This is a genomic window from Mesorhizobium vachelliae, assembly GCF_033977325.1.
Taxonomy (GTDB): Bacteria; Pseudomonadota; Alphaproteobacteria; order Rhizobiales; family Rhizobiaceae; genus Mesorhizobium; species Mesorhizobium vachelliae.
Genome location: NZ_JAVIIR010000003.1, coordinates 1 through 14,826 on the forward strand (window position 1 = coordinate 1; position 14,826 = coordinate 14,826).

A 14,826-nucleotide genomic window follows, 5' to 3' on the forward strand; every position below is an offset into this window, starting at 1 on the left:
AGCAACTCAATCGTCTCGGCCCAGCCGTCATCAACAAGCGATTCGTGTGTCATCCCCAGCGTAGAATCACAACCGATTCCGCGCCGCAATCCCTATCTTAGCGCCTATGCCCTCGTGGGGGAGATGGCCGGCAGGCCAGAGGGGGGCGCTGTCCCTCCAGCGTTAAAAGCTTTCCGCCGTGCCTTGGTCAATCGAGCGTGCGCCGGAACCGCACCAGCGCCACGCCGGCAAACAGCGCCACGAACACGACCAGCCAGCCGATCTCCGTCGCCACCGCCGGCAGCTCCGCGCCCTTCAGCATGACCGCGCGCGTGATGCGCAAGAAATGCGTCAGCGGGAAAATCTCGCCGAAGGTCTGGGCCCAGCCCGGCATGCCGCGATAGGGGAACATGAAGCCCGACAGCATGATCGAGGGCAGGAAGAAGAAGAAGGTGAGCTGCAGCGCCTGCATCTGCGTGCGCGCGATCGTCGAGATCGTATAGCCGAGCAGCACCAGCGAAAGCACGAACACCAGCACGGTCGAGAGCAGCAGCGACAGCGATCCCATGAAGGGAATGAAAAACAGAAGCTTCGCCGCAGCCAGCACCACCACCACCTGCACGGCGCCCACCACCAGATAGGGCAGCACCTTGCCCAGCATGATCTCCAGCGGGCTCGACGGCATGGCCAGCAGGTTTTCCATCGTGCCGCGCTCGGTCTCGCGCGTCAGCGCGATCGAGGTCATCATCACCATCGTCATCTGCAGGATGACGCCGAGCAGGCCGGGAACGATGTTGTATTGTGAGATGCCTTCGGGGTTGTAGCGCCGGTGCACGACGACATCGAGCTGGCCGCGCGCCGCCTCCTTGGCCGCTTCCTGCATGCCCTGCGCCCGAAGCAGCGCCTGGCTGGCCACGGTGCCGAGCGTCGAGATGGCGCCGCTGGCCACCGCCGGGTCGGTGGCGTCGGCCTCGATCAGGATCTGCGGGTTGTCGCCGCGCTCGACGCGGCGGGCGAAATCGGCGGGGATAGTGACGACGAAGGAAACGTCGCCGCGTGCCATCAGGAACTCGGCTTCCGCCGCACTTTGCGCGACATGGTCGAAGCGGTAGTAGCCGGTGGTCTGCAGCGCCGAGACCATGGCCCGCGTATAGGGATCGCTGCTGGTCGCCACAAGTGCGGCCGGCAGGCTCTTCGGGTCGTTGTTGATCGCATAGCCGAACAGCACCAGCTGGATCAGCGGCACGCCCAGCATCATGGCGAAGGTGATGCGGTCACGCCGCATCTGGATGAATTCCTTGATCAGCAGCGCGCCGAGCCTGGCGAAGGAGAAGACCGCATTCATGCCATGTTGTCCTTAGAGCCGGACATGAATTGGATGAACACATCCTCGAGGCTGGTCTCGCCGGGCTTCACCGTGACGCCCCGGTGCTCCTTCTCGACATCGGCGAGCGCTTTTTCGAGCGCCGCCTTGTCGGAGCCGACGACATGGAGCGTAGCGCCGAACGGCGCCACCTGGTCGACGCCGGGCCGGCCCTGCAGCGCTTCGGCCACCTGGTCGAGCCGCGGCCCCTGCAGCACGAAGGTGGTCAGCCCGGCATTCCTGACCACCTCATCCACCGTGCCGGTGGCGAGCATCTTGCCGTAGGAGATGTAGCTGATGCGGTGGCAGCGCTCGGCCTCGTCCATGTAATGGGTGGAGACGAGCACGGTGAGCCCGCCGCCGGCGAGGCGATGGATCTCGTCCCAGAACTCGCGCCGCGCCTTCGGGTCGACGCCGGCCGTCGGCTCGTCGAGCAGAAGCAGCTTCGGCTTGTGCATGATGCAGGCCGCCAGCGCCAGCCGCTGCTTCCAGCCGCCGGAAAGTGTGCCGGCCAGCTGGTTGCGGCGGCTCGTCAGGCCAAGTTCCTGAAGCGTGCGCGAGACATACTGCTCGACCGGCTTCAACTGATAGAGCCGCGCCACGAATTCGAGATTCTCGCCGATCGTCAAATCCTCGTAGAACGAGAATTTCTGCGTCATGTAGCCGACCTCGCGCTTGATCCTCAGCGCGTCGGTGAGGATGTCGAAGCCCAACACGGTGCCCTCGCCCTCGTCCGGCGTCAAAAGTCCGCACATGATGCGGATGGTCGTGGTCTTGCCCGAGCCGTTCGGCCCGAGGAAGCCGACGATCTCGCCTTCGGCCACCGTCATAGTCACATGGTCGACGACGGTCTTGTCGCCGAAGCGCTTGACCAGGCCGCGAACGTCGATGACGTTCATTGCCCGAGATCCGCGAGATCGACATCGACGATCTGGCCGGGCTTCAACTGACCGGCATTGCCTTCCGGTCGCGCCTCGACGAGGAAGACCAGTTTCTGCCGGTTCTGCAGCGAGTAGATCACCGGTGGGGTGAATTCCGGATCGGGCGAGACATAGCTGACACGGGCCCTGAGATCCGGCTCACAGCCGTCGCAACGCACGTTGAGCAGCATGCCGACCTTCACCGACGAGAAGGCCTCCTGCGGTATGTAGACGCTGAGTTTCACGGCGCCGTCCGGCAGCATCGAAATTACCGGAGCGGTCGGCCCCGCCGTGTCGCCAGGATTGCGGATCACGTCGTTGACGCGGCCCGGAGAAGGCGCCGTCAGCACGCGCTTGGACAGTCGCCATTGCGCCTGTCCCAAGGCTGACTGCGCCTGCTTGACCTGGTTCTCGGCGGCCCTGATCGTCTCTTCGCGCGCCGGCAGGCCGCCGACGGCGAGATTGGCTTCCGCCTGGCCGACCTGAGCGTTAGCGGTCTCCAGCGTGGCCGTGGCGGTGTTGTAGTCGGCCTGCGTGCCGGCGCCGCGCTTGTAGAGGTCACTGGCGCGGTCGAACTTGCGCTGCGCATCCGCGGCCTGGGCTTTCGCCATGTCCACCTGTGCCTTGAGCACGGCGATCTCTTCCGGCCGCTTGCCGACCTGCAGGTCGGCAAGCTGCGCCTCTGCCTGCGCCAGCGCCGCCTCCGCCTGCGCCACGGCTATCCTGGCATCGGCATCCTCCAGCGTCGCCACCGGCATGCCCGGCGTCACCCGGTCTCCGCGCTTCACGTTGACCGTCGCGACCTGTGCCACCTCGATTGGTGCCAACAGCACGAACTCGCCTTCGACATAGCCGACGGCAAGCGGCGCCGGTGGCGCGCAGACGCCAAACAGTTGCGCCGCAAGCGGAAGGAAACAAAGAAAACTCATGATTTGGACTCCTTGCGGGCGACCGGATCACGCGTTGCCAGCATGGCCTTGAGGTTGTCGGCTGCGACCGCCATCACCTTGGCGGCCTCTGCTTCGCCGATCTCGCGCCAGCCCATCCGGCGCATCACCGCCTCGCGGCCGATGCGGAAATAGATGACCTGGCCGATCATCGTGAAGACGGTGAGCTTGGTCGCTTCGCTCTCGGCCGGCTCGCCGGTCGCCTGCTCCCAGATCTGGCACAGCCGCAGGTGCATCGGCTCGAACACGCCGGCATAGATGCGGTCGAGCGCGGCGGTCGGGTGCGACAGCTCGCGAAGCACGAATTGCACGATCTCGCCGGCATGCGGACTGGCCACGACGAAGCCCACCATCCGTTCAAGGGCGGCGAAAAGCTGGGCCCGGGCGGCTTCGGGGTCGAGCGGCGCAACGGCCTGGGTGCCGCCCAGCGCCTGGCCGGCAACCCCCTGGATGGTGTCGACGATAAAGTCGGCGGCGGCGGCGCGTAGGCCCTCCTTGCCGCCGAAATGATAGGCAATGGAGCCGATATTGGCCTTGGCCTCGGCAGCGATCTCGCGCGTCGACGTGCCGTCGAAACCCTGCCGTCCGAACAGCTTGAGCGCCGCCTGCACCAGCGCCGCCCGCGTCTGCTCGGCGGTGGTCGCTTCGCGCTGTTGCCTTTTTGGGTCCAGTTGCCTTCTCATGGCAGAACTTTAATCAATCGATTGATTAAAGTCAAATTTGACCTCTGAGTCGGCTTGCCTTCTCGACCCTCACAGGCTTTAGTGCGCGGCCATGGGCAAGGAAGTCGAGCGTAAATTCCTGGTCTCCAGTCCCGCCTGGCGCGACGAGGTCGAGGCGGAGATCCGCATTCGCCAGTTCTACGTCGCAGCACAGCCCGGCCGCTCGGTGCGTGTGCGCATCAGCGACGGGCGCTCCGCCAAGCTGACGCTGAAGTTCGGCGAGAGGGCGCGCGAGCGCGATGAGTTCGAATATTCGATCCCGCTTGCCGAGGCCGAGGAATTGATGGCGTTTGCCGTCGGACGTGTCATCGAGAAGACACGCCACCATGTTAGACACCGCGGCTATCTCTATGAAGTCGATGTATTCGGCGGAAAGCTCGCGGGGTTGGTGATCGCGGAGCTGGAGACGCCGGAGGACGTATCTGACGAAATGCTGCCCGACTGGCTCGGTCGCGAGGTCACCGGCGAGTCGAGATTCTACAACGCGTCGCTGGCCCTCGGGGGGATTCCGGAGATCGCCGCATGAGCTTCCGCATCGATCCGCGCTTGCCGCTGACCGGCGAGGTCAGGCGCATATTGGCCGATGAGATCGGCAAGGCAATCGCCCATCTCGAGATGGCGCGCGAGAAGCCGGAGCAGGGGCTGCACAAATGCCGCAAACGGCTGAAAAGCGTGCGCGCCCTGCTGCGCCTGGTTCGTTCCGGAGACGAACCGTTCTGCCAGACCGAGAATGAATGTTATAAACAGGTGTCGGCGCTGCTTGCCGGGCCGCGCGAGGCGACCGCCTTGATCGAGACGGTCGACCGCCTGGCTAATGCCTTTCCCGAACAATCCGTGGGCGGCGGTCTGGACGCCGTGCGCGAGCGGCTGGTGCTGCGCCAGCATGAGCTCCATGCCGGCCCCGGCCTCGACGCCGCCATCAATGCGGCAATAGCCGCATGCCGGGAAGGCCTGGAGCGCATCGACAGGCTCGCTCTGCCCGATCAGCCGGAGCAGGCCGCCGACATCCTGGCTGACGGCGCCCGCACCACCTTGCGGCGGGCGAAGAAGGCGCTGGACAAGGCGGAGTCGCGCGGCGAGGACGAGGATTTCCACGATCTGCGCAAGGCGGCCAAGACGCATTCGATGCATCTGTCCTTGCTCGGCCGCTTGTGGCCGACGCCGATCAAGGCGCGCCGCAAGGCGGTCGACAAGCTCGGCGAGCTGCTCGGCGAATTGCACGACGTCTTCGTCATGCGCGCGCTGCTCGATGCCGAAGGCGAGCCGCTCGGCCCGCCTGACGAGACGAGGCTCCTGCGCAAGCTCTTGAAGCGCTCCGAAAAGAGCCTGACCAAGGCCTGCCTTGCCGATGCCGCCGAGCTGTTCGGCGACAGCCCCAAGCGTTCGGCCAAGAAGCTCGCCCGCAAGGCGCGGGACGATCTCGCCGGACCGCAGGAAGAAGCGAAAGCGGCCTGACGCCACCCTCTCGCGCTGCTGTCCACCCGTGCACCCACATCACCGCGGCTCGCCTATACCCGCCAGTTTGTCCGGATTGCGGACGGTGTAGACCGCGGCGATGCTGCCCTCCGCATCGAGGGCGAAGCTGAACGTCTGGACGACGGCGCCGGCGACCGAGACCACCAGCCCCGGACCGCCGTTGATGAGTGCCGGCCGGATCGCGGTATGTTCGGGGTCCGGATTCTTGCGCGCCGCGCCGACGAGGAATTTCGCCACACGGTCGCGGCCGACCAGGATGTTCAGCGCCGCGGCCACCTTCCCGCCGCCGTCGGCAATGAATTCCACATCCTCGGCCAGCAGCCGCTTCAGCGGCTCGATATCGCCGCTGGTCATGGCCTGCTCGAAGCCCGCGACGTAGCGGGCGATGTCGGTCTCGTTAGCCGGAAAGCGGCGGTTGTCCTTTCTCAGCATCTTGCGCGCCCGGGACGCCATCTGCCGGCAGGCGGCGGGTGACCGCTTCAGCGTCTCGGCTACCTCCTCGAACGGCACATCGTAGAGATCGTGCAGGAACAGCGCCGCGCGTTCGAGCGGCGACAGGCGCTCCAAAGCCCGCATGACGCTGAACGAGATGTCGAGCGCGGCGTCGCTGGTCTCGATATCGGCGCTGGCTGCCTGCTCGACGAAGGGCTCCGGCAGCCAGGGCCCGACATAGGTCTCGCGCCGCTTCTGCGCCGAGCGCAGCCTGTCGAGGCTGAGATTGGTGACGATGCGCGACAACAGGCGCGGCGCGTCCTCGATGCTGTCGGCGCCGGCAAACCGCAGCCAGGCATCCTGCACGATGTCCTCGGCCTCGCCGACCGAACCGAGATAGCGGTAGGCGAGCCGGATCAGCCGCTTGCGTTGGCCAAGATAGGCCTGCAGGCGTTCGCCGCCGTCGCTCTGATGCTCAGGCAAATTCCGTCTCCGCGTGATGCTCCCGCGCGTTCCGCGCCGCCTCGGCCTTCAGCCATGCCAGCACGGGCTCGCAGGCGTTGCCGTGGCCAAGCCCGCGCTTGAACGTCGGATAAAGCTGGCCCGACACGACCGCGGCCGAAAGCCCGGCGATGCCCGCCTTGCCCCAGCGCTGCTGGCAGGCATCGAGAATGTCGGACAGTTCCGGATCGTTGTCGAGAACGGCGCGCGCATAGCGCTCGGCAAGCACCATGTCGTCCGGCAGCGAAGCGGCGGCGCCGTCGAGCAAGGCCTCGATCGCCTCGAGCTCGACGCCCGCCTCCCGCGCCATGGTGATGATGAGCTTCAGGCAGGAGCCGCAATCGGCGCGGCGGGCCGCTGTGACCTTGGCGGCGAAATAGGGTGCGGCTGGCAGCGAGAACCGCTCGTCGGTGAAGGGCGAGATCAACGCCAGCTTCAAGGCGCCGAATTCGCCGGTGTCGACCAGCTCGCGCATATAGAGCGTATCGTAGCCATAGCGGCTCTGGAACTTGCGCAGCTGTCGCTTGAGAAGCCGTTTGAACATCATGTCCTCCCTTTCTCGCTGCCGGGCAGGAGGGCGGCAAGCGGCAGTAGTCCAGGCGCGACGATCAGCATTATGTCGCGCGCGGCCGCGGTAAGCGTCGTGCCATGCGCCATCTCGACGAGGTGATAGACCGCGTGTCCGCCAAGGAAGATCGTCGCGACCGTGATCAGCCGTCCGTCGCCCGGCCGCCGGCTCGCCATAAGCAGCGCAACGCCGGCCGCCAGGAAGGCGAGGCCGATGTCACGGATGAAATGGATGTTGGCCGGCCCGGTCTCCGAGACGCCAGGGACGGCCGAATACCAGATTTCGGGTACCGCCAGCATGACGACGCCATTGGCCGCCTGGTAGATGCCGATGACCAGAAGAAGAACGCGCATGAGTGTGACCTCCTGCCGTCATGACGGGGATAGCCGGCTGGGGTGTGACAGCAAGCGGCGAAATTTTTCGCATCCGCCGATCGGCATTGGACCGTCACATCGGCGGCGCTGCCATCTGGTTTCGCCGCGTGCTCCGCACTATCCGGCGGCAATCCGTCATGTGAGCGAAGCCGTGAAGACATCCAGCCTGAACGGCGCCGTTTCGCCGATGATTCCCGTGCTGATATGCGCGCTGGCGATCTTCCTCCTGTCCGGCATGGATGCGGCAATGAAGTCGCTGACCATCGCGGTCGGCGTCTATAACACGCTGCTGTGGCGCAGCGTGGTTGCCACGGTGGTCGCGGGCGCGGCCTGGTCGGCGGGGTCGCGTTCGAAGCCGGCCCTTCCGGTGCTGGGCCTGCATGCGCTCCGCGCCGCGATGGTCGGCATCGTCCTGGTCTTGTTCTTCTGGGGTCTGGCCAGGCTGCCGCTCGCCGAGGCGATCGGGCTCAGCTTCGTCGCGCCGCTGTTTGCGCTTTTCCTCGCCGCGCTTTTGCTGGGCGAGCGCATAAGGCGGCAGGCGGTCTGGGCGTCGCTGGCCGGCATGGCGGGCGTCGCGATCATCCTGACCGGCCAGTTCGGGGCGGCAAGCCATTCGCAGGATGCCCTGCTCGGCACGGTCGCGGTGCTCGCATCGACGGTGTTCTATGCCTACAATCTGATCCTCTCGCGGCAACAGGCGCTGCTGGCCAAGCCGGTGGAGATCATGCTGTTCCAGAACCTCTTCGTCGCGATCATCCTCGGTCTCGCAGCACCCTGGCTCGCCGTTGCGCTGCCGGGCGATCTGTGGCTTCCCTTGGCCGGGGTGGCGCTGCTGTCGCTCGCCGGACAATTCCTGATGAGCTGGTCCTACGCCCGTGCCGAAGCGCAATATCTGATCCCGACCGAATACTCGGCCTTCATCTGGGCAATCGCGCTTGGCTGGTTCTTCTTCGGCGAGAAGGTGGCCTGGACCACGCTGGCGGGCGCATGCCTCATCGTCGCCGGCTGCCTGATCGCCGCGCGCGCCAATCCAAAGCTTGCCGAGCCGATCGAAGCGGCGATGTGAGAGAGCAGGGCATTGGCTGGCTGGTTCGGCTGTAATGCCGGTTCAGCCAAGCCGACGCCGCTCAGCCTTGCGGGCTCTGCACCGCGGCCTTGAGGCGCACGCCCCTGCCGCCACGCTCGCTGGCCTGGTTTTCGCCGATCAGCTCCACGCCCGCCTCATCGAGCGCCTGGATGACCTTCATCAACGTGTCGACCACGCCCCGGACGACGCCGTCGCTCGCCTCCATGCGCTGGATCGTCGGCAGCGAGACCCCGGCGCGCTCGGCCAGCGTCTTCTGGTCGATCCCGGTCAACGCCCGCGCGGCGCGCATCTGTGCGGCAGTGATCATTGGCGGTAACCTGTCTCCGAAGCTTCACGGGATGTATATTGTAGATATTACAATGTCTCAAGCATCATTTTAGATGCTTCAGACATAGATCAGTCGCTGTCGGTTACCATTTTGCGCCGCTGCAGCAGGCGAGCCGCAAGCCAGCACAGCATGGCCCAGGCAAAGCCGGCGCACCAGCCGGCAAGCACGTCGGACGGCCAGTGCACGCCGAGATAGACGCGGCTCGTGCCGACCAGCACTGTGGTGAGCACGGCGAGGCAAAGCACGAAGACCTTCGTCCTGCGGTCCGGCAGGAAGCGGGCCGCCAGCGAGCCCAGCGTCAGATAGGTCACCGCCGACAGCATGGCGTGCCCGCTTGGAAAGGACAGCGACGTCTCGGTGACGAGATGCGAGACGAGTTCTGGCCGCGGCCGGTCGACCTCGAGCTTGAGCAGGCTGGAGAGCACCTGCCCGCCGGCGATGGCGACAAATACGAACAGCGCCGTCCCCGGCCTGCGGATCAAAAGCAGGTAGACAATCGTCGCCGCCGTGATGATCACCAGCACGGCGGTGCTGCCCAGCGCGGTGACGTCGCGCACCGCGCCTTGCAGCCAGGGCGGACCGATCGGGCTGTCCGGCTGCCCGGCATGACGGAAGGCGAGCAGGATTTCCGTGTCGAAGGCGTGCGGAGTCGTGGCGCGCGCCACCTCCATCAATTCCTCGAAGCCCCACAGACAGCCGGCGATGACCAGCCCGGCCAGAAGCAGGGGGAATTCGATCTTGGCAAGCAGCGCGCCGGTGGATGATTTCATCAGAGGCTCAAACGTCAGAGCTTCTGCATATAGGGCCCGAGCGTGATCAGGGCGACGGCGGCGATCGCCAGCACCATGCCGGTCGCCTGCAAAACATTGAGCCGTTCGCCGAAAAAGGCGAGCGCCGCGACATTGACCGCGACGAGCTGGATCACCGCCGACAGGCTGAACGACACCGACATGCCGAACTCGCGCACCAGCCGCAGCATGATGAGATTGCCGGCCGTGTAGAGCGCCAGCGTCAGCAGCAGTTTGGCTAGGCTCGGCGCCATCCCCCATTGCTTGGCAGCCATCGCCGCCAGCAGGAACATCAGGGTCGAAATGCCGAGCTGCGCCAGTCCCCAGAAACTCACCTTGCCGTCCCCTTGTTCGAAGCGCCGTCGCCACGCCGGCCGCAGCCCTTGTTTCCGAAGCGGGCGAAGTCGTCAAGCTGATGGCGGCGAAGCGCCCCCGCTCACAAGGGGCCGGAGCCGGGAATCACAAAACACCGGCGCTGCAAGCCGGCAAGCAACTCTTGCGGTTCGATCACGGCGATGTCACGAAAATGTGATCGGCCCGCTTTAGGGGTCGAAAGGTCAAAATCCCAGCCACCTCAAGAAGCCAGAGGAACACCATGACCGTGACCCCTGAAACCCGTTTCCGCACCAGCCAGCTGGAAGACAATGACGGCCCGCCCGTCAACCCGACCGACAACCGCACCATGGGCGAGATCATCGCCGCGCGTTTCTCGCGCCGCGGCTTCCTCATGGGCTCGCTGGCCGTCTCGGCCATCGCCGCCACCGTCAGCCCGCTGGCGCTGGTCGCCGCCGACGAGGCGCGCGCCAGCGAGGCCTCGGCCTTCAAATTCGACGAGCTCGAAGCCGGCATCGACGACAAGCACCATGTCGCGCCGGGCTATGACGCCGACGTGCTGTTGCGCTGGGGCGATCCGCTCTTCACCGACTCGCCGGAGTTCGATCCGCTGAAGCAGTCGGCCGAGGCCCAGGCCAGGCAATTCGGCTACAACAACGACTATGTCGGCTATATCCCGATCGACGGCTCGGCCGAGCACGGCCTTTTGGTCGTCAACCACGAATACACCAACCCGCATCTGATGTTCCCCGGCATCGTCTCGATCGTCGAGAAGGATGGCAAGAAGGCCGCCGAGGTGGCGCCGCTTTCGAAGAAGCAGGTCGATGTCGAGATGGCCGCGCATGGCGGCACCATCGTCGAGATCCGCAAGCAAGGCGGCAAGTGGCAAGTGGTGCGCGACGGCAAGCTCAACCGCCGCATCATGTCGACCACCGAGATGGCGCTGTCCGGCCCGGTTGCCGGACACGACCGCGTCAAGACCAATGCCGACCCGTCCGGCACCAAGGCCATCGGCACCCTCAACAATTGCGCCGGCGGCGTCACGCCCTGGGGCACCTATGTGATGGCCGAAGAGAACATCCACGGCTATTTCTCGGGCGAATTGCCGGAAGGCCACAAGGAAGCCGCCAATTACAAGCGCCTCGGCATCCCGGAAGGCGCTTATGAGTGGGGCGCGCATTACGACCGCTTCAACCTTGCCAAGGAGCCGAACGAGCCCAATCGTTTCGGCTGGATCGTCGAGGTCGACGTCAACGACCCGACCTCTACACCGAGGAAGCGCACCGCCATGGGCCGTTTCAAGCATGAGGGCGCCGAGTCGATCGTCGCCAAGGACGGCCGCGTCGTCTTCTATCTCGGCGACGACGAGCGCTTCGACTATGTCTATAAATTTGTCACCGCCGGCACCTTCAACCCCAATGACCGTGCGGCGAACATGAACCTGCTCGACGACGGCACGCTGCATGTGGCGAAGTTCGCCGAGGACGGTTCGGTCGAATGGATGCCGATCGTGTTCGGCCAAGGCCCGCTGACGGCGGAGAACGGATTTGGGTCCCAGGCCGATGTGCTGATCGAGACGCGGCGTGCCGCCGACCTGCTGGGCGCCACCAAGATGGACCGGCCGGAGGATATCCAGCCCAATGCCGGCAACGGCAAGGTCTATGTCATGCTGACCAACAATTCCAAGCGCAAGGCCGAGCAGGTCGACGCCGCCAATCCGCGCGCCGACAACGCCTTCGGCCACATCATCGAGATCGTCGAGGATGGCGGCGACTTCGCTAGCACCAAGGGCAAGTGGGAAGTGCTGTTGAAATGCGGCGATCCTTCGATCGCCGATGTCGGCGCCACCTTCTCGACCGCGACCACCGCCCATGGCTGGTTCGGCATGCCGGACAATTGCGCCGTCGATTCCGCCGGGCGCCTGTGGGTCGCCACCGACGGCCAGGGGCCGAAGGCCACCGGCCGCACCGACGGCCTCTGGGCGGTCGACACCGAGGGCGCGGCGCGGGCAACCTCGAAACTGTTCTTCCGCGTGCCGATCGGCGCCGAAATGTGCGGCCCGCTCTTCGCGCCGGACGACCAGACGGCTTTCGTCGCCGTGCAGCATCCGGGCGATGGCGGCGAGGACTGGGAAGGGTTCGGCCGCCCGTCCTACTACGAGGACCCGTCGACCCGCTGGCCGGACTTCAAGCCGGACATGCCGGTGCGGCCTTCGGTGGTTGCGATCACGAAGCAGGGCGGCGGCAAGATCGCGGTGTGAGCTGCTGCCGCTTCCGCATGCATGCATGATCGCCGACGTTGGGGATTGGCTGAGGCCTCCCCAACGTCGTCATCCCAGGGCGAAGCAGGAGCGAAGCTCCGTCGCAAAGACCCTGGGATCCATGCCGTTACCTCGGTCGTAGAGTACAGCGGAGCAGAATTCTGCGCCGCTGCAGCGCCTTAGAGTCACGGCATGGATCCTCGGGTCTACGCGTCCGCTTCGCTCGTGGATGACGAAGTCACGGCGCCTTTGAGCCAATCTCCCAGGTCAATTATCCGGCGCGTTGAACCATCGCCATGTTCATCACGCTCCGCAACCGGAAACCGATCGTCTCGTAAAGCCTGATCGCCGCGGCGTTGCTCTCATAGGCGTGCAGGTACGGAACCTCGCCGCGCGCCGCAATCCGGCCGGCCACGAACACCGACAGCAGTCGGGCAAGGCCGCCGCCGCGGAAATCCGGATGGGTGCACACGCCGCTGAGTTCCGAATAGCCGGGCTGCTTCATGCGCTCGCCGGCCATCGCCGCGAGCCTGTCGCCGATCCGGATGCCCCAGAAATCGCCGAGGTTCAGCGCTTCCAGCGTGAAGGGGCCGGGCTTGGTGAGCGAGGCGAGAGCCAGCATCTCCGCCGCGTCGCCTTTCGTCAGCTGTTGGATGTGCCCGTCGGACATCGCCGGCATCGGCGCTTCGGCGATCATCTGCACCAGCGGCGCCGCCGAGATTGCTGAAATTTGCGGCGGCAGGACGATCTCATCCGCCTGGACCAGCACGGCTGTTTCACCCGGCGCGAGAAGCCTGCCCAGCGCCCGCAAGCTGTCCGCATCGTCGCCAGCGGTGGCGGCGAAAGGAACGATCGACGGGCGATACCGCCTGGCAAGGTCGCCACCTTCGGCGAGAGCCTTGTGCCGCGTTGCAAGCGCGCTCCAGACGGGGCGGTCGAGAACATGTTTCATGGCGCGGCAACCCTGGCATTTTCGGCGCGGCGATGGAGCGGCGTCGCGGCCAGACGGTCCTCGATGGCGGCAAGCTGGCCAAGCAGCGGCCCGGAAAGGTCGGCGCACAGCTCCGCCACGGCATGTTCGATGCTCGGCCAGATGTCCCGCTTCGCCTGGTCGACCAGCCTCCGGCCGTTAAGGCTCAGCGAAACGATCCTGCGCCGCTGGTCGTCTTGCGAAGGGTTGACCTCGACCAGCCCCAGCTCGGCAAGCAGAGCCGCGCTGCGCGTCACGCCCGGTTGCGCGACGCCCAAGGATTGCGCCAGCTCGCCGACCGGCAGCGGACCCAGCCTGTCGAGCGCGGCGAGCAGCGGGTACTGGCTCGACTGGACGCTCACATCCAGCCGGTCGAGCACACGCTGCGTGTCGGCCTGCAACTGCTCGCCCATGCGCTTCATCCGGCTGCCGAGGCAGAGAAAGCCGAGGGATCGAAGAATGTCTTCCATGGGTCGCTCGCCATAATCGATAATTTGATATATAACATGACATAGAAATATCAAGACAAAGCTCTCGCGGCAGTCTATGGGCGATAGCATTCGCTTTCGGACATTTGCCCTTCATTCGTGGCCAATTGCATCCTATATCGCGCTGACGCGACGTGGCCGGTCGCGAGCGATTCGCGACCTGAGGGCGGCAGGTCATCACTCTTGGCACGCGGAGCTCATGGCGCCCCTGCGCATCTATTTCGACAGGCTTCTCGACGCCGTGGCACCAAAGGTTCCGCGGTGCGACTTGACGGACGCCGAACGCCTGGCGCTGGTGCGCCGCCACGGCGATTTCTCGCTCGCCTATTCCACGGCCGTGCAGCAGAAGCTGTCCTATTTCAGCGATGGCGACGGCTACATCGCCTTCGGCACCAAGATGAGCCGTCATTTCGCTCTGGGCGATCCGGTGGTCGATCCGGCGGATCGCGCGGCCTATATCAAGCGCTTCGTCGAGGCCGCCGGCGGCCCGTGGTTCGTCCAGATCGGCATGGATACGGCCAAGGTGCTCGCCGGCCTCGGCTATCATGTCAACCGCCTCGGCATCGACACCAGGCTGCTCCTGCCGGCGCATGACTTTTCCGGCAAGCGCAACGAGACCGTGCGCTATTCCGAACGCTGGCTGACGAAGAAGGGTTTCACCATCGCCGAGGACAGAGGCGACAGGCTGCAGGAGGAGATCGCTCAGCTTTCGGCCGACTGGCGCAAGGAGCGCATCATCAAGCGCTGGGAGATGGGCTTCCTCAACCGCCGCTTTTCCGAAGAGCTCGGCGTCGACATGCGCCGCTTCCTCCTGCACAGCCCAGAAGGCCGGCTTCTCGCCATCCTCGATTTCGACCCGCTGTTCCGGGACGGCAAGGTCATCGGCTACACCACCGCCTTCAAGCGCAAGCAGGTCGACGCGACGCCGCATGCCGAGGTCGGCCTGACCAAGTTCGCCGTCGACCGCTTTCGTGAGGAAGGCATCTCCGAGGTGACGCTCGGCCTCTCGCCGCTATCCGATATCGAGCCCAGCGGCTTTGCCGAATCGAGCTTCTGGCGCGGCGCCTTCCAGCGCGCCTACAACTCGCCCTGGGTCAACCGCTCGCGCTTCAACCTGCAGGGCCAGGCGGCCTTCAAGCGCCGCTTCCACGGCGTCGAGGAGCCGACCTATATCGCGTTCCGCAAAGGGACGTTCGTGGAGATGCTGGGCCTGCTGCGTTTGCTGAAGGCGATTTGACCTGGCGCTCTTTCCTCGCCCCATATTCGTCTCGCCATGCACACATCTTTTGT

General features: G+C 65.4%; 17 protein-coding genes. 5 read left to right on the forward strand and 12 right to left on the reverse strand.

Features of this window, described 5'->3' with window-relative positions; translation table 11 throughout:
• Positions 1 to 187: 187 nt before the first annotated feature.
• From RFM41_RS06785 to RFM41_RS06800, 4 genes are read right to left on the reverse strand one after another with little or no spacing between them, the layout of a single operon-like run.
• Positions 188 to 1,324, reverse strand: coding sequence for an ABC transporter permease (locus RFM41_RS06785; RefSeq protein ID WP_320248060.1), 1,137 nt, complete (start codon positions 1,322 to 1,324; stop codon positions 188 to 190).
• Positions 1,321 to 2,241 carry an ABC transporter ATP-binding protein gene (locus RFM41_RS06790; RefSeq protein WP_320248059.1) on the reverse strand — a complete coding sequence of 307 codons (921 nt, stop codon included), beginning with the start codon at positions 2,239 to 2,241 and terminating at the stop codon, positions 1,321 to 1,323. Before RFM41_RS06790 ends, RFM41_RS06785 begins: the two co-directional genes overlap by 4 nt.
• Positions 2,238 to 3,191, reverse strand: coding sequence for an HlyD family secretion protein (locus tag RFM41_RS06795; RefSeq protein ID WP_320248058.1), 954 nt, complete (start codon positions 3,189 to 3,191; stop codon positions 2,238 to 2,240). Before RFM41_RS06795 ends, RFM41_RS06790 begins: the two co-directional genes overlap by 4 nt.
• Positions 3,188 to 3,892, reverse strand: a complete 705-nt coding sequence (locus RFM41_RS06800; RefSeq protein ID WP_320248056.1) for a CerR family C-terminal domain-containing protein — start codon at positions 3,890 to 3,892, stop codon at positions 3,188 to 3,190. The genes RFM41_RS06795 and RFM41_RS06800 overlap by 4 nt, the downstream gene beginning before the upstream one ends.
• Positions 3,893 to 3,983: 91 nt before the next feature.
• On the opposite strand from RFM41_RS06800, the gene RFM41_RS06805 reads away from it, so the two are divergent.
• Positions 3,984 to 4,457 carry a CYTH domain-containing protein gene (locus RFM41_RS06805; RefSeq protein ID WP_320248054.1) on the forward strand — a complete coding sequence of 158 codons (474 nt, stop codon included), beginning with the start codon at positions 3,984 to 3,986 and terminating at the stop codon, positions 4,455 to 4,457.
• The gene (locus RFM41_RS06810; protein WP_320248052.1) at positions 4,454 to 5,386 is read left to right on the forward strand and encodes a CHAD domain-containing protein; all 933 of its coding nucleotides are present in this window, start codon (positions 4,454 to 4,456) and stop codon (positions 5,384 to 5,386) included. Before RFM41_RS06805 ends, RFM41_RS06810 begins: the two co-directional genes overlap by 4 nt.
• Before the next feature lie 39 nt (positions 5,387 to 5,425).
• Here RFM41_RS06810 and sigJ read toward each other — a convergent pair whose 3' ends face one another.
• Genes sigJ through RFM41_RS06825 form a run of 3 tightly spaced genes read right to left on the reverse strand, consistent with a single transcriptional unit; the run spans position 5,426 to position 7,261 of the window.
• Positions 5,426 to 6,322, reverse strand: coding sequence for an RNA polymerase sigma factor SigJ (sigJ, locus tag RFM41_RS06815; RefSeq protein ID WP_320248050.1), 897 nt, complete (start codon positions 6,320 to 6,322; stop codon positions 5,426 to 5,428).
• Entirely contained in the window at positions 6,315 to 6,884 is a 570-nt protein-coding gene (locus RFM41_RS06820; RefSeq protein WP_320248048.1) for a hypothetical protein, read from the reverse strand. Before RFM41_RS06820 ends, sigJ begins: the two co-directional genes overlap by 8 nt.
• Positions 6,884 to 7,261, reverse strand: coding sequence for a hypothetical protein (locus RFM41_RS06825; RefSeq protein ID WP_320248046.1), 378 nt, complete (start codon positions 7,259 to 7,261; stop codon positions 6,884 to 6,886). Before RFM41_RS06825 ends, RFM41_RS06820 begins: the two co-directional genes overlap by 1 nt.
• Positions 7,262 to 7,421: 160 nt before the next feature.
• Here RFM41_RS06825 and RFM41_RS06830 point away from each other — a divergent pair, with 160 nt between their 5' ends.
• A complete protein-coding gene (locus tag RFM41_RS06830) occupies positions 7,422 to 8,348 on the forward strand; it encodes a DMT family transporter (RefSeq protein WP_320248044.1) in 927 nt (308 codons plus the stop codon).
• A 61-nt stretch (positions 8,349 to 8,409) separates the two neighbouring features.
• Here the strand turns inward: RFM41_RS06830 and RFM41_RS06835 are convergent, their stop codons facing one another.
• The 3 genes from RFM41_RS06835 to RFM41_RS06845 form a co-directional block, all read right to left on the reverse strand.
• A complete protein-coding gene (locus RFM41_RS06835; RefSeq protein WP_320248043.1) occupies positions 8,410 to 8,676 on the reverse strand; it encodes a helix-turn-helix domain-containing protein in 267 nt (88 codons plus the stop codon).
• A gap of 89 nt (positions 8,677 to 8,765) precedes the next feature.
• A complete protein-coding gene (locus RFM41_RS06840; protein ID WP_320248041.1) occupies positions 8,766 to 9,467 on the reverse strand; it encodes a phosphatase PAP2 family protein in 702 nt (233 codons plus the stop codon).
• Between the two features lie 14 nt (positions 9,468 to 9,481).
• Positions 9,482 to 9,820: a hypothetical protein gene (locus RFM41_RS06845; RefSeq protein WP_320248039.1), complete on the reverse strand. Its 339-nt coding sequence runs from the start codon at positions 9,818 to 9,820 to the stop codon at positions 9,482 to 9,484.
• Positions 9,821 to 10,080: 260 nt separating this feature from the next.
• Between RFM41_RS06845 and RFM41_RS06850 the strand changes: the two genes are divergently transcribed.
• On the forward strand, positions 10,081 to 12,078 hold the full coding sequence (locus RFM41_RS06850) for a PhoX family protein (RefSeq protein WP_320248038.1): 1,998 nt from the start codon (positions 10,081 to 10,083) through the stop codon (positions 12,076 to 12,078).
• A 271-nt stretch (positions 12,079 to 12,349) separates the two neighbouring features.
• Here the strand turns inward: RFM41_RS06850 and RFM41_RS06855 are convergent, their stop codons facing one another.
• Together RFM41_RS06855 and RFM41_RS06860 are read right to left on the reverse strand one after the other, a co-directional pair.
• On the reverse strand, positions 12,350 to 13,030 hold the full coding sequence (locus tag RFM41_RS06855; RefSeq protein ID WP_320248036.1) for a GNAT family N-acetyltransferase: 681 nt from the start codon (positions 13,028 to 13,030) through the stop codon (positions 12,350 to 12,352).
• The gene (locus RFM41_RS06860; RefSeq protein ID WP_320248035.1) at positions 13,027 to 13,518 is read right to left on the reverse strand and encodes a MarR family winged helix-turn-helix transcriptional regulator; all 492 of its coding nucleotides are present in this window, start codon (positions 13,516 to 13,518) and stop codon (positions 13,027 to 13,029) included. The genes RFM41_RS06855 and RFM41_RS06860 overlap by 4 nt, the downstream gene beginning before the upstream one ends.
• Before the next feature lie 217 nt (positions 13,519 to 13,735).
• On the opposite strand from RFM41_RS06860, the gene RFM41_RS06865 reads away from it, so the two are divergent.
• Positions 13,736 to 14,773, forward strand: coding sequence for a phosphatidylglycerol lysyltransferase domain-containing protein (locus RFM41_RS06865; protein WP_320248033.1), 1,038 nt, complete (start codon positions 13,736 to 13,738; stop codon positions 14,771 to 14,773).
• Positions 14,774 to 14,826: the final 53 nt, after the last annotated feature.

Coding starts and splice junctions, on each gene's coding strand:
- RFM41_RS06785 (WP_320248060.1), bottom strand. CDS start 1,324: ATGAATGCGGTCTTCTCCTTCGCCAGGCTCGGCGCGCTGCTGATCAAG.
- RFM41_RS06790 (WP_320248059.1), bottom strand. CDS start 2,241: ATGAACGTCATCGACGTTCGCGGCCTGGTCAAGCGCTTCGGCGACAAG.
- RFM41_RS06795 (WP_320248058.1), bottom strand. CDS start 3,191: ATGAGTTTTCTTTGTTTCCTTCCGCTTGCGGCGCAACTGTTTGGCGTC.
- RFM41_RS06800 (WP_320248056.1), bottom strand. CDS start 3,892: ATGAGAAGGCAACTGGACCCAAAAAGGCAACAGCGCGAAGCGACCACC.
- RFM41_RS06805 (WP_320248054.1), top strand. CDS start 3,984: ATGGGCAAGGAAGTCGAGCGTAAATTCCTGGTCTCCAGTCCCGCCTGG.
- RFM41_RS06810 (WP_320248052.1), top strand. CDS start 4,454: ATGAGCTTCCGCATCGATCCGCGCTTGCCGCTGACCGGCGAGGTCAGG.
- RFM41_RS06820 (WP_320248048.1), bottom strand. CDS start 6,884: ATGTTCAAACGGCTTCTCAAGCGACAGCTGCGCAAGTTCCAGAGCCGC.
- RFM41_RS06825 (WP_320248046.1), bottom strand. CDS start 7,261: ATGCGCGTTCTTCTTCTGGTCATCGGCATCTACCAGGCGGCCAATGGC.
- RFM41_RS06835 (WP_320248043.1), bottom strand. CDS start 8,676: ATGATCACTGCCGCACAGATGCGCGCCGCGCGGGCGTTGACCGGGATC.
- RFM41_RS06840 (WP_320248041.1), bottom strand. CDS start 9,467: ATGAAATCATCCACCGGCGCGCTGCTTGCCAAGATCGAATTCCCCCTG.
- RFM41_RS06850 (WP_320248038.1), top strand. CDS start 10,081: ATGACCGTGACCCCTGAAACCCGTTTCCGCACCAGCCAGCTGGAAGAC.
- RFM41_RS06855 (WP_320248036.1), bottom strand. CDS start 13,030: ATGAAACATGTTCTCGACCGCCCCGTCTGGAGCGCGCTTGCAACGCGG.
- RFM41_RS06860 (WP_320248035.1), bottom strand. CDS start 13,518: ATGGAAGACATTCTTCGATCCCTCGGCTTTCTCTGCCTCGGCAGCCGG.
- RFM41_RS06865 (WP_320248033.1), top strand. CDS start 13,736: ATGGCGCCCCTGCGCATCTATTTCGACAGGCTTCTCGACGCCGTGGCA.